Source organism: Lacicoccus alkaliphilus DSM 16010 (assembly GCF_900142805.1).
Taxonomy (GTDB): Bacteria; Bacillota; Bacilli; order Staphylococcales; family Salinicoccaceae; genus Lacicoccus; species Lacicoccus alkaliphilus.
Genome location: NZ_FRCF01000003.1, coordinates 35,313 through 47,771 on the forward strand (window position 1 = coordinate 35,313; position 12,459 = coordinate 47,771).

13 protein-coding genes and 1 riboswitch are annotated in these 12,459 nt (G+C 48.6%); of the genes, 6 read left to right on the plus strand and 7 right to left on the minus strand.

Going from position 1 to position 12,459, the window contains the following annotated elements:
* The first annotated feature begins 72 nt into the window (after positions 1-72).
* The 5 genes from fni to BUA12_RS04880 all read left to right on the plus strand — a co-directional run bounded on the left by fni (position 73) and on the right by BUA12_RS04880 (position 5,494).
* A complete protein-coding gene (fni, locus tag BUA12_RS04855) occupies positions 73-1,137 on the plus strand; it encodes a type 2 isopentenyl-diphosphate Delta-isomerase (protein ID WP_072709002.1) in 1,065 nt (354 codons plus the stop codon).
* Complete coding sequence (locus tag BUA12_RS04860) at positions 1,134-2,645, plus strand: phytoene desaturase family protein (RefSeq protein ID WP_331463067.1); 1,512 nt, start codon at positions 1,134-1,136, stop codon at positions 2,643-2,645. Before fni ends, BUA12_RS04860 begins: the two co-directional genes overlap by 4 nt.
* A gap of 4 nt (positions 2,646-2,649) precedes the next feature.
* On the plus strand, positions 2,650-3,531 hold the full coding sequence (locus BUA12_RS04865; protein ID WP_072709004.1) for a phytoene/squalene synthase family protein: 882 nt from the start codon (positions 2,650-2,652) through the stop codon (positions 3,529-3,531).
* Positions 3,532-3,847: 316 nt separating this feature from the next.
* Entirely contained in the window at positions 3,848-4,696 is an 849-nt protein-coding gene (locus tag BUA12_RS04875; protein WP_072709008.1) for an SDR family oxidoreductase, read from the plus strand.
* Positions 4,697-4,747: 51 nt separating this feature from the next.
* The gene (locus tag BUA12_RS04880) at positions 4,748-5,494 is read left to right on the plus strand and encodes a TspO/MBR family protein (RefSeq protein WP_072709010.1); all 747 of its coding nucleotides are present in this window, start codon (positions 4,748-4,750) and stop codon (positions 5,492-5,494) included.
* 25 nt (positions 5,495-5,519) lie between these two features.
* Here the strand turns inward: BUA12_RS04880 and BUA12_RS04885 are convergent, their stop codons facing one another.
* Positions 5,520-6,467, minus strand: coding sequence for an ornithine cyclodeaminase family protein (locus BUA12_RS04885; protein WP_072709012.1), 948 nt, complete (start codon positions 6,465-6,467; stop codon positions 5,520-5,522).
* Positions 6,468-6,547: 80 nt separating this feature from the next.
* Positions 6,548-7,720: an N-methyl-L-tryptophan oxidase gene (solA, locus tag BUA12_RS04890; protein ID WP_331463070.1), complete on the minus strand. Its 1,173-nt coding sequence runs from the start codon at positions 7,718-7,720 to the stop codon at positions 6,548-6,550.
* Positions 7,721-7,925: 205 nt separating this feature from the next.
* Between solA and BUA12_RS04895 the strand changes: the two genes are divergently transcribed.
* Positions 7,926-8,192, plus strand: a complete 267-nt coding sequence (locus BUA12_RS04895) for a YbyB family protein (protein ID WP_072709016.1) — start codon at positions 7,926-7,928, stop codon at positions 8,190-8,192.
* A gap of 35 nt (positions 8,193-8,227) precedes the next feature.
* Here the strand turns inward: BUA12_RS04895 and BUA12_RS04900 are convergent, their stop codons facing one another.
* The 5 genes from BUA12_RS04900 to BUA12_RS04920 all read right to left on the minus strand — a co-directional run bounded on the left by BUA12_RS04900 (position 8,228) and on the right by BUA12_RS04920 (position 12,360).
* Positions 8,228-8,881: a class I SAM-dependent methyltransferase gene (locus tag BUA12_RS04900; protein WP_178138225.1), complete on the minus strand. Its 654-nt coding sequence runs from the start codon at positions 8,879-8,881 to the stop codon at positions 8,228-8,230.
* Between the two features lie 20 nt (positions 8,882-8,901).
* On the minus strand, positions 8,902-9,375 hold the full coding sequence (locus BUA12_RS04905) for a SprT-like domain-containing protein (protein WP_072709018.1): 474 nt from the start codon (positions 9,373-9,375) through the stop codon (positions 8,902-8,904).
* 90 nt (positions 9,376-9,465) lie between these two features.
* A complete protein-coding gene (locus BUA12_RS04910; protein WP_245772753.1) occupies positions 9,466-9,930 on the minus strand; it encodes a QueT transporter family protein in 465 nt (154 codons plus the stop codon).
* Positions 9,930-9,973: riboswitch (PreQ1 riboswitch) on the minus strand. (Overlaps the previous gene by 1 nt.)
* A gap of 82 nt (positions 9,974-10,055) precedes the next feature.
* Entirely contained in the window at positions 10,056-11,165 is a 1,110-nt protein-coding gene (locus BUA12_RS04915) for a glycosyltransferase (protein ID WP_072709020.1), read from the minus strand.
* Between the two features lie 13 nt (positions 11,166-11,178).
* Positions 11,179-12,360 carry a diaminopropionate ammonia-lyase gene (locus tag BUA12_RS04920; RefSeq protein ID WP_072709022.1) on the minus strand — a complete coding sequence of 394 codons (1,182 nt, stop codon included), beginning with the start codon at positions 12,358-12,360 and terminating at the stop codon, positions 11,179-11,181.
* Positions 12,361-12,459 lie beyond the last annotated feature (99 nt).

Genomic DNA, 12,459 nt, shown 5'->3' on the forward strand with positions numbered 1-12,459 from the left:
ATTCATTATTAAGTGCAATACCAGTTTATGATGCTTTGCAGTCCATAAAATTGCAGTAGAGGAGACTTCCCTATGAGAAAAGAAATCCATCAGCGCAGTCAAAGGAAAAATGAGCATGTAAAACATGCCATGCACCAAAAGACCGGCGAAGTCCTGTCGGATTTCGAGCGGGTCACTCTCCTGCACCATTCCCTTCCCGATTTGAACCTGGATGAAATCGACCTCTCCACTATGATTGCAGATCATCATGTCCCGATCCCCCTGTATATCAATGCAATGACGGGGGGCAGCGAGTGGACTGAATCCATCAACAGAAAGCTCGCCGGTGTCGCCGCTGCAACCGGTATCCCCATGGCGGTCGGCTCCATGCATGCTGCACTGCGGCATGAAGAGCTGAGTTCCTCCTACAGCATAGTCAGGGAGGTCAACCCTGACGGGCTCATATTTGCCAATGTCGGTGCGGATGTTTCATTGGAAGGTGCCCGTAGGGCGGTCGAAATGATTGATGCCGATGCCCTGCAGATACACATCAATGCCCCCCAGGAATTGATCATGCCTGAAGGAGACAGGGACTTTAAAAGTTGGCGCGCGAATATTGAAAGTATCATAGGGCACATGGAGGTCCCGGTCATAGTCAAGGAAGTGGGTTTCGGGATGAGCAGGAAAGCGCTCCTGACCCTGAATGCGCTTGGTGTCCGGCATGTGGACATCAGCGGCAAAGGGGGCACGAACTTCGCAAGGATAGAAAATGCACGGAGGAAAAGCGGGGATATGTCATATCTGGGCGACTGGGGCATCTCCACGGTACGCGCCCTGCTCGAGTCCCAAAGCGTCCAGTCTGATATGTCGGTGATGGCAAGCGGGGGCATCAGCACCCCCCTGGACGCAGTGAAATGCCTGGCGCTCGGCGCCCGTGGCGTCGGGATGTCCCGGATGCTTTTGAAAAGTGTGGAAGACGCAGGGGTCGATGAAACGATCGGGTATGTAGACACCTTCCAAAACCAGATGAAGCGGATCGCTGTCATGGTCAATGCTGCAACAATCGAAGAATTAAGAAAAACACCGTTGGTCCTCGACCCTGAATTATTATCCTGGATGTCACAGCGGCAGCTTGTTTTGAATGAGAGGGAAATATGATGAAAAAGACGGTTACAGTGATAGGTGCAGGCGTCGCAGGACTGGCAAGTGCCATCCGTCTGCAGAATGAGGGTTATGATGTCACCATCATTGAGAAGGACAGACTGCCCGGAGGGAAGATGAACCGCATCGACCTGGATGGTTATCAGTTCGATCTCGGTCCGACGATTGTCATGATGCCTGAATTGTACAGGGAAGTGTTTGAAGAAGCGGGCCGGAACCCCGATGACTATATACCGATGCAGCGCCTCGATCCGATGTACAGCAGTTATTTCGATGAAGGTGAAGTGCGGTACGATGTTTCGAACGACCTCGTGAAGAATATCGAGATGTTCGAGAGCATCAGCAGTGAAGATGCAGAAGGCTTCCTTAAATATTTGAGCGACCTGTACCACCGCTTCAATATTGCCAAAGACCATTTCCTTCAAAGGCCGTTCAGAAATTCAAAAGACTTCTACAATCCATTCGTAATCAGTCAGGGACTGAAGCTTAAGACTTTGAACAGCGCCGATGATCTATTGAAAAAATATATAAAAGACACGCGCATGAGACAGATGATCAGTTTCCAGACACTGTATATCGGCATTTCCCCGGCCAAAGGGCCGTCATTATATACAATCATCCCGATGATTGAATTCCTCTACGGCATCTGGTTCATCAAAGGCGGGATGCATACCATGGCTTCAGGGATGGAGCGTCTGTTCCGGGAGCTCGGAGGCAAAATTGAATATGAAACGGAAGTCGAACAGATTGTCATAGAAGATGGGAAAGCCACGGGGGTCTTATTGAATGAGGGCGTCAGACATTCGGACCTTGTGATGTGCAATGCGGACTTCCCGTATGCAATGAAGCACCTGATCAAAGAGCCGGACTACAAGGGAAAGTACACGAATAAAAAAATTGACGGGATGGATTATTCATGTTCATGTTTCGTGCTCTATCTGGGGATGGACAGAAAATATCCCGAGCTCGAAAGCATTCACAATTTCGTTTTCTCGGAAGATTTGGATACGAACATCAAACAGATCTTCGACGGTGATATCATCGAAGATCCATCGATGTACATGTATATGGCCTCCAAACTGGAACCATCCATGGCACCAGAGGGGAAAGACGGAATTTATGTGCTGATGCCCATTTCAGACCTCGATACGATGAAGTATGAGTGGACGGATGAGGTGGCAGCCATGTACCGCCGGAAAATGCTCGCTAAATTGAAGCACCTGCCGGGCCTTGCCAACATCGAAGATGAAATCCTCACTGAAACGATGACGAGCCCGCGGGATTTTGAGCAACAGTTCAATGCTTACAAGGGGGCGACTTTCGGACTCAGGCCGACGCTCACCCAAAGCGTCCATTTGAGGCCGCAAAGCAAGGCGACACATTGTGACAACCTGTACTTCACAGGCAGCAGCACCCACCCCGGCGCCGGAGTCCCGATTGTATTGTTGTCTTCCAAAATTGCAGTCGGTGAATTGTTGAAAGACGAAAGTGAATCCAGGAGGTAAAAGTATGAAAAATCCAGCTCCTTCATTAGTCGGTGATTATAAATATTGCCAGTCGGTCATAAAGAAGTATTCCAAAAGTTTCTACTATGCTTTTTCGGCGTTGCCTGAAGAAGACGCCCGGGCAGTCTATGCAGTCTATGCTTTCTGCCGAATGGCAGATGATGCGATAGATGAAGCGGACAGTAAAGAAGAAGCGACGGATAACCTCCTGGAACTGAGAGTGCAGCTGGACGGCTTCTGTAACGGTGAAGTGCCCGAGACCCCGATGTGGCGGGCGCTGAATGACGTCAGGAGCCGGTACGATTTGGATCTCTCCATGTTGTATGCCCAGATTGAAGGACAGGCATCGGATGTTCATTTTGAGCAGCCTGAAACATTCGAGGAACTGATCGATTACAGCCGGAAAGTGGCCGGATCGGTCGGGAGGCTCCTGCTGCCGATCCTGTCCGAAGACACATCGGCGGAAAGGCAGTTACATGCCGAGAATCTGGGGGTGGCCATGCAGATCACCAACATACTGAGGGATGTCGGAGAAGATGTGGACCTGCATGACAGGGTCTATATTCCAAAGTTTGTGCTCAGCCAATTTGGATATTCGAATGAACAGCTGAGGAACGGGGAACTGAATGTTGATTTCATTGATCTGTGGGAACACCTGGCGCGTGAAGCTGAAGTACTCTACGATGATTTCCAGGATGAAATCATCCATTATAAAGAAGAGGCGCGCATCCCGCTCCTTTTGTCAATGTCCGTCTACCGTGAAATTTTAACGGAAGTGAGAAAAAATGGTTACGATTGTTTCAAAAGGCGCAACTTTGTATCCATGAAACGCAAGATGGAAATAAAAGAACAGGTGAAACGGGATTTGAAAAGTCTTGAAAGATGATGGGCGCAGGCATATCCCAAGCAAAGAAAGTAATTGTCATCGGAGCCGGCATGCCGAAGGTGACGGTGAGCGTCCAACTGGACAGTGCGAAGGTCACCGGATCAACAAATGAATCATCGAATACCCGGCGGGCTGATGAGGTCCGCCGGGCATTTTCATGTCTTCCGGCTGGGAGTGCCTGAGTCCGTCTGCTTTCGGGAAGTCGAGGCTTCAGTCTTGCCGTGTGAATCGGGGGAGACTGTTTTTTCATCTTCAAACAAGGGTAAATGGGAAATATGTGATTCAATACCGAATGATAAATCAGGAGGAATTTTTAATGACTGAAGGAACAATCCTTGTAACAGGTGCAGGCACAGGCTTCGGTAAAGGCATTGCATTCAGCCTTGCGGAAAAAGGTGAGTCGGTGATTGCAAGTGTAGAAGCGATGTCGCAGGTCTCCGCTTTGGAAAAAGAAATCCGGGAGCGTGGACTTGACATGAAAATAGAGAAGTTGGACGTCACCAGTGAAAAAGACAGGGAAAAAGCATGGACATGGGATGTCGATGTACTGGTCAACAATGCAGCAGTCAAGGAAGGCGGCTCTTTGGTCGATATACCGGAAGCGAACCTCCGGCATCAATTTGAAGTGAACACATTCGCCCCGATCCTTTTGACACAGGGGTTTGCGCGGAAAATGATAGAAAAGAAAAAGGGTCGGATCGTGTTTGTATCTTCCATCTCCGGACTGACGTCCACACCGTTGTCGGGGCCATATAATGGATCCAAGCATGCGCTTGAAGCATTTTCAGAGGCACTCAGCCAGGAACTGCAGGAATTCAATGTAGAAGTCGCAACGATAAATCCCGGACCTTATTTGACAGGATTCAACGACCGTGAATTCGAAACATGGAAGAACTGGGTGGAAGTTGAAGACACTGTATATGATTATGAAAAACTTGCCTTTCCGATGGAGCAGTATGATCCGGAAGAAGTGATCGAACCATCCGTCAAAGTGATCCTTGGGGAGACGAAGGATTACAGGAATGTCATCCCTGAAGATATGGTTTCGATGATCAAAGATATGAGGGCAGCCTTATGGGATAAGAAAACTGATGAAAATCTGGGTGAAAGACATGAAACGGTCCAAAAATCATATGATATAGCGCCCGGAACAAAAGCCGAATAATATGAACGGGAAGTGAGTAATCACTTCCCTCAATTTTTAAGGAGTGAGGACATGTCCACACACAAAAAATGGGTCATCGGATATTTTGTCACCTTCATACTGATGATCATCACGAATTATACTGCAGGACAGATGGGCTCGGATGTCGGCGGCACGGCCAATGAAAATGAGGCCCTCATCCAACCTGCAGGATTTGCGTTTTCAATATGGGGTCTGATCTACACCCTGGTGTTCATATGGATCATTTACCTTTTCTTTTCCAGGAAGGATAAATCATACATTACGGAACGTTTGAAATTCTGGCCGATCGCCAATTTCATATTGAATGGCTTATGGATATTCGTTTTCACACAGGAATGGCTGTTCGCTTCAATTATTGTGATTGCTGCGTTGCTGTATACTCTGGCAGAGATATACTCGTCGATCAGTGAAACGAACCACGGCTGGTTCGACAGATTTCCATTTGCAATATACTTCGCATGGGTGACACTGGCGACGATCGTCAATATCTTTACGTGGACGACCGGAAATGATATAGATACGGTCCTTGGCATGGACGAACTGACATGGACCCTCATCGTGCTGATTGTCGCGGGTCTCATCGGTATCACAATCGCACTATTCTTTAAAGACTGGGTCTACCCGCTTGTATTGATCTGGCCGCTGTTCGGCATTTACGCAGAAAGCGGCGACGTCTCCACTGGTCTCAACATCACACTTCTTGCAGTCGCTGCAGCACTCTTGATCACAGCGGTGATGGTCATCGTCCAGCAGGTGAAAACATTCAAGAGAGTATAAAAAAGAGCGGATTTCCGCTCTTTTTTCATTTCAGGTTTTTTATTTTCATTACGCCATTTGCCACCGCAAGGTCGAAATAACCGGCGCCCACGCATTTGTACAAGGTGATTTCATCTTCCGAATGCCTTAAGAAGCCCTTGTCGAAAATATCGGCCAGTGTGCCTTTGATATCATCCCAGGAAATGACGCCTTCTTCGACCGCTTTGATGATTTCACCTGCTTCTTCCATGGCGCCGTCCATATCATCGAGGTAAATCTGTTCCGCTCTCCTGATGGTTTCCATATCCATCTCGATCATTTCAGGAGTGAATGAACCGACACCATTTATATGTGTCCCTTTTTTCAACTCCGAACCGTCAAACACAGGTGTTTTGGATTGGGTGGCGCAATTCAGGATGTCGCTCCCTGTAACCACCCGGTTCACGTCATCGGCGACCTCAATGCCGCTTTCCACTCCGAATGCTTCAAGGTCCTCCTTGAATTTTTCAGCTTTGCTCCGGGTCCGGTTGAACAATATGATCTTTTTTATGTCACGGACTTCGAGTACGCCCAAAACCTGTTCAAAAGCCATTCTGCCTGTGCCGATCACACCGAGCACAGTGGAATTTTTCCTTGCGAGTTTGTCCGTTGCGATGGCCGTCATCGCTCCAGTACGCAACCTTGTTAAATAGGAGGCTTCCATGGAAGCGATATGCCTGCCGTCCTCCAGGTTTGATACAAGGATGTTCCCCTGGGTCGTCGGCAGATCTGCATTTTCCGGGAAAATCGAAACCGTTTTGATGATGGAGACTTTCTGCTTGGTGCTGATGCACGGCATGTACAGCATGGAGGAGCTGGCACTGGCAGGCAACACGATCCTGTTGGCCTCCACCAATTCATCATTCCGGTGATCATTCAGCACGAGCCTCACATCTTCAATCGCGTGATGGATCTTATAAACTTCCTGAATCTCTTTATCCTTTAAGAAATGCATTGACCATTCTCCCTTTCAGAAATGAATTCTGTATTTCCTTCATTGTAGCACGGAAGAAATTGAATTGAATCCCCAGGTCTTTAATCATACAGTGCATCTCTCGTAATGGAGAATTCCGATATATCATGTTCGGTACTGCCTTCAGTGATGAGCTGGGTGAAAATCTCCCCGATCACCGGAACATACTTGAAGCCGTGACCGGAGAATCCGCCGGCGATATAGATGTTACCGTATTTCGGGTGCTGATCTATGATGAAGTCTTCATCGGGGGTGTTGGTGAATATGCAGGTGACACCTTTGTTGAGTTTGCCGTTGGCCCCCTCCATGTGATCATCAAGGTAGGTCCGGACGTCGCCTTCATCTTTTTCATAGTCGCCGAACTGCCTGTTCATATTTTCGGGTGCATCATCATCTTCTGCGTTTCCATTGTACCTGCCGACTTTGACGCCGGTACCGTCTATACTTGCGAAACCATAGTATGAGCCATGTCTGGCACGCCCGATGAATCCGGGGAAATTCTCGGAGCTGTACAAGTCTTCATCCGCCTTGAACCAGGCGATGGTACGCCTCGAGGGCTGCAGTTTTATATCCAGGCCGAGCGCTTTCAAAAACTTCCCTGTCCACGCGCCCGCAGATAAAATGACCTTATCTCCAGTGAAAGTGTCATGCTCTGTTTGAACGGTCACCTTATCTTCACCGGGATGAAGACTTTTTACAGGGGTGTCGATCAATAATTCGGCACCATTTTCAAGTGCGAGCCTGCGGTAGGTCAGGATGGCATTCTCACCCATGATGACACCGCCGTCATCTTCGTAATATCCGATTTCGAGATCTTCGCCGTGGAGGCCCGGCCATCGCTTCCGAATCTCTTCTTTTGTCAGCGTTTCAATATCCAGGTCGAAGGCCTTTGCCCCTTCCAGGGTGTTTTCAAGAAATTTTGAACCTTTATATCCAAAGTTGAGGATACCGATCTCCCTGAAGATTTCATCATCGGAATGGGCCTGAAGTTCATTCCACATTTCCTGTGCACGCAGGGCGAGCGGAACATAGTGCAGGCCTTCCCCCACTGCATGCCTGATCAGCCGCGTGTCACCGCCGTGGCTCCCGTGGTCATGAGGTGGATCGTTTGCATCGATCATCAATACTTTTAACCCTTTTTTGGATAAATAATACCCTGACGACATTCCCATTGCTCCTGCACCGATGATCACCACATCATAATGTTTGTTGTTGATAAGATCACTCCTAAAGATTTATCAGATGTAAAAAGAATTCTTATGCCGCTTTTTCCCCTCTCTACCACGAATATAAAACAATTAATCATAAAATAAAGAAATCGCTTTCAAATGAATGGATATGATGATACTGAATTTTTTGAAAATGGTATCATTCATGAGATAATGAAGATAAGCACGGGATGTACAGAAAAATCCATTATGGAAAGGAGGTGGACATCTGATGGGCAAAAAAACGAAATTGATTACGGCAGCGGGTGTCACGGCAGGTGCCCTTTATGTGAGTGCCAATACCGAGAAAGTGAAGCAGGGCATCGATAAGGGGATGGAGATGGCAGTCAGCCAGGTCGGAAAGTGGACGAATGACCCGTACGTCAAAAATCTCGGGAGACCTGAGGATTTAAGGGACTCGAATATGGTGGATGAAGGCGCCATGACAAGCGTGCAGTATTATTATGACCTGAGGGAAGCCTCGCGTAAAAAAGCGTAATACAAATGAAGCGCAGGGAGATCAGTCCCTGCGCTTCATTGATCGTTCAGTTTGAATGTCGTATACCTCAAATGATCTGTATAAATGATTTTCAAACCGGCAGTCCATGCAATATGCTCAAGCGTTTTCGGCGTATAAAATGAGATATGGGTCGGATCCCGCATGTAATGCCATTTGTGGAAGTGCACCGGGTCATTTTTGTGGAACTGGGTCATGACTGCCAGTATGCCATCTGCCCTCAGGTGTGCAGCGAATAGTTTGAAGTAAGGGACCGGATCCGCGAGGTGCTCCACCACTTCGGTCACAGTGATGAGATCATACTTTTTATGTTCGTATATTTTTTCGGAAGCATAAAATTCATCGTATATATCCATCCGGTAACGGGCGCGTTCCAGGAGCTGTGCAAGGACGGGGGAAGGGCCGCTCCCGAAATCCAGTCCATCCTTTCCGGCCGGCACATAGGGAAAGACGGCCGCATTCAAAAATTTATAAAAATAATCGACGTAGCGCGGATCTTCTATCGAATTCTCATGTAAGTCATAAGTTTCCTTTTCAGCGGAGCGCGAGAGCCTCTGGTTGATGTTCCTTGAAATATACTCACAATCCGGGCAGTAATGGAACGTTTCCTCCCCCGACAAACCATAGGGGAGGATGGCTTCCGAGCGGCAGATCTTGCAGAAATGATTCATGATAAGGCCCCCATTTAAAGTTATTGATGGTGCACAATGCCGATGTATAAAAATTTCCCGCGGCATCTTTGGCATCTGTACCGTTTCTCATAGCCTTTCATATTTTTGCTGAAGCGGTATCTGCACTTCCTGCATTCATAGAGAAAAGCCTCACCTCTGTATTTGTAGCTCCGGGTCCTGGAAATGCTGAGTTTCTCCAATGTCCGGACGAATGTCACATCGGTGTCCCTGTAGGGCTGCCCTGTCCTGTACAGGGCATAATGCACACACTCATGATGCAGCACATCGAGTACAGCCGTCCTGTCGTTATTCAGGATGAAACTTTCCGATATGACGATTTCACTGCCGGTGACTGTCCCGCCGTAATATTTGACGGTGAATACACCAAGTTTTGATTTCATGCGTCTGGATATCCGCACGGGAATATCCAGACTTAAGTTGAAGTTATCACGCAGGAATGCTTTCGCATGGCCCTCTAATTCTTTTTCGTTCATCTTGATCACTCTCGATCATCATGTACTTTCAATCACATCATTCATATATGAATGATGTGATGTATTGTAATCATCACCCGGGAAATATCTTTATTTTAAGCCGGGCAGCACTCTGCCGCCGATCTTCGAAAACAGGAACGTTCCAAGCAAAGTCATGATCAGCGTTGAAATGGTGATGGTGACGAAGCTGAACCAGAACGGCACACCGAGCACCATAAGCAGCATCAGTCCGACGAAGATGCCGCACAGCACACTGTACTGAATGGCATTAATCCATACGTTTCTGATGAAATAGCTGATGGTGTATGCGATTGCTGCGATACCGACCCCTGTGGCGACATCAATCAGACCGAGCGGTGAAAAGAAATTCGCTATGGCCAGACCCAAAATCATGCCGGGTATGAATTGACGGTTGAAAAATGGTATTACAGCGAGCATTTCGCTCACCCTGAGCTGTATCGCCATCGTACCGATGGGGTTGATCACCGTGAGTGCGACGTAAACGGCTGCAAGCACCGCATTATAGACCAACATCTTATTTTTGATAGTCATCATTCTCCTTAGTTTTTTATACAGGGAGTTTGCGAACCTGTGGGGTGGAACCAATACAAACTGCCATATCATTATAGCAGATGCGCCACTTTCATGACATCATCAAAGTGACAGAAAGATGATAATACTTATTTCTCGTGTTTCATCTCCCTGTCCTTCCATTTCACGGTCTTCCTTATCCGGATCTGATACAGCGATAATGCATAGACGAAGAAGAAAAAGTATTGGTACACCGGGAAGAATAAACTCCCGAATCCCGATAGATCAATCAATGGCCGGCACAGGCGGTGAAACTGGAAGCTGCTGATCAGATATGCCGAAACCACTGCAGGCAGCAGGAACACTTCATATATCAATGTATACAGCAGGAATATCGGGTATATCAGTCCGGCAGACAGCCATATCATGATGGCGGCCATCACCGGCCCGGCAGTGTTTTCAGAGCCGATCGAAATATGCTTCTTCCATCCGTCCACCATTGATTGAAAGCCTTCACTGTACATCCTGAAATGTACGGTCCGCTTTCCAAGATAGTGGGACACAGGCATGTCCCCGGCGGTATAGGCCCGATACAATCCTTCACCTTCGATGATGTATCCTGCCGCTGCCATGTGGCCTCCTGCTTGCTCATAATCTTTTTTATTGGTCAGTATCACAGGACCAAAAAGCGTGCCTGACTGGTATTTATTTTTGAAGACTGAAAAGATATTGATGCCGGCGACCGTCATGAGATTGAAGACCGCAGATAAGGTTTCATGACTTTTCCCCGTATGATGGAAGGGCTGAACCGACAAGGCACCTCTCCCGCCGTCGCGCGTGTATTGAGCGCACAGCCTCGACACTGAATGATCATCCGTGAAATGAGTGTCTGCATCAAGGAAGAGCATGAGGGGGTGGCCCGCATGCCTGCTGCCTGTGAAACATGCGAAGTATTTCCCGGGCAATTCCGTTTCGGGAACGGAAATGACGTCTGCACCGAAGTGACCGGCAATTTCTGCAGTCTGATCCGTGGAGCCGTCATCAGCGACGATGACATCTGCATCGACACCCTTCTGCGTCCGGATGCTCTGCAATAAGACCGGCAGGTTGCCCGCTTCGTTCCTTGCAGGAATGATGATGCTTACCGCATGCACTTCATCGCCCCCGGCATCATCTATGAGCTTTTTATATTTGAATATCAAAGCACCGCATATGAGCGTGATGATGATCCATATTGTAAAGCCGGTGAATATGATCATTGGTCCTCCCCCTTCACTCTTTCATCACCCTTATCCGGTTACCTGGGTCAGTATTGCCTTCGGTATTGAACAGCAGCACTTTTGAGGATTCATCCAGCGCCATCTGTTTTTTCAGTTCCGAATGCTTGTCACTTGTCATCACTTCGGCGAGGAAGCCGAGGGGCACTGCACCCGAGGCGCCTGAAATGATGGATGGATCTTCCCCGTATGGTCTGCCATACATCCTCATCCCTTTGTCACTGATCGAATCATCGCAGGAAACGAAGTGATCGGCCGTCGATTTCAGTATATTCCATCCGATCGGACTCGGCGCCCCGCAGGACAGTCCTGCCATCACCGTCTCCATTTCGCCGTGCACCCTGATCGGTTGACCGGACATACTGTCAGCTGAACGGAAAATCGGATCGGCCGCCTCAGGTTCGATTATGATGATTTTCGGGGGATTCCCATCAGTCATCCGGTAAAGTGCAGCCGCCATTGCGCCGGCGAACGATCCAACCCCGGCCTGAAGCACTACATGTGAGATTTCAGCCGATGAGCTTCGGCCAAGCTGCTCATGGACCTCGGAAATGATGGTGGTGTACCCCTGCATTATGTTGAGGGGTATTTCCATGTAACCTTCCCACGCAGTGTCCTGCATCAGGATCCAGCCATTACGCTTTGCCTGTTCAGCAGCATACTGCACGGTATCATCGTAATTCATCTCCGTGACCTCAGCATCAGCGCCGAGATCAGTGACGGCCTGTACCCGCGCCCCGGCAGCGCCTTTCGGCAGGAACACCTTGCCCTGTTGTCCGAAGATCTTCGCGCCCCACGCGACACCTTTCCCATGGTTGCCCTCCGTTGCGGTCACAAAGGTTTCAAACGGATGGCCCTCCAGGGCGGCGGTCAGGCTGTTGAAAGACATGCCTCCGACATCCTGATTCAACCTCCCGGCGAAGTGCCGTGCCATGGCATAGGCAGCGCCGAGACCTTTGAAGGCGTTCAAGCCGAACCTGGTCGATTCATCCTTGATGTATAAGGCACCGAGCCCGAGTGACTGTGCACGTCCCCGCAATTCATGCAGGTGGGTGCTTTCATATTGGGGCATGGATGTGTGAAAATCATAGGCATTTTGAATATCCGCCCGGGAAAAGTCCCCTGTAAACCTTTCAGCATCCCCGGCATTCTTGAACTTGTTATCAATCCATTCCATTGAACTGTCCTCCCGAAATGTTGGTTACCTCTATCATAACTCAAATGACGGCGATGTTAAGACATCGGGCGGCCTGACGGGCAAAAAATACAAAAACAG

Bases quoted from the DNA above. Each gene is read 5' to 3' on its own strand.
- fni (WP_072709002.1), top strand. From the start codon at position 73: ATGAGAAAAGAAATCCATCAGCGCAGTCAAAGGAAAAATGAGCATGTA.
- BUA12_RS04860 (WP_331463067.1), top strand. From the start codon at position 1,134: ATGATGAAAAAGACGGTTACAGTGATAGGTGCAGGCGTCGCAGGACTG.
- BUA12_RS04865 (WP_072709004.1), top strand. From the start codon at position 2,650: ATGAAAAATCCAGCTCCTTCATTAGTCGGTGATTATAAATATTGCCAG.
- BUA12_RS04875 (WP_072709008.1), top strand. From the start codon at position 3,848: ATGACTGAAGGAACAATCCTTGTAACAGGTGCAGGCACAGGCTTCGGT.
- BUA12_RS04880 (WP_072709010.1), top strand. From the start codon at position 4,748: ATGTCCACACACAAAAAATGGGTCATCGGATATTTTGTCACCTTCATA.
- BUA12_RS04885 (WP_072709012.1), bottom strand. From the start codon at position 6,467: ATGCATTTCTTAAAGGATAAAGAGATTCAGGAAGTTTATAAGATCCAT.
- BUA12_RS04895 (WP_072709016.1), top strand. From the start codon at position 7,926: ATGGGCAAAAAAACGAAATTGATTACGGCAGCGGGTGTCACGGCAGGT.
- BUA12_RS04900 (WP_178138225.1), bottom strand. From the start codon at position 8,881: ATGAATCATTTCTGCAAGATCTGCCGCTCGGAAGCCATCCTCCCCTAT.
- BUA12_RS04905 (WP_072709018.1), bottom strand. From the start codon at position 9,375: ATGAACGAAAAAGAATTAGAGGGCCATGCGAAAGCATTCCTGCGTGAT.
- BUA12_RS04910 (WP_245772753.1), bottom strand. From the start codon at position 9,930: ATGATGACTATCAAAAATAAGATGTTGGTCTATAATGCGGTGCTTGCA.
- BUA12_RS04915 (WP_072709020.1), bottom strand. From the start codon at position 11,165: ATGATCATATTCACCGGCTTTACAATATGGATCATCATCACGCTCATA.
- BUA12_RS04920 (WP_072709022.1), bottom strand. From the start codon at position 12,360: ATGGAATGGATTGATAACAAGTTCAAGAATGCCGGGGATGCTGAAAGG.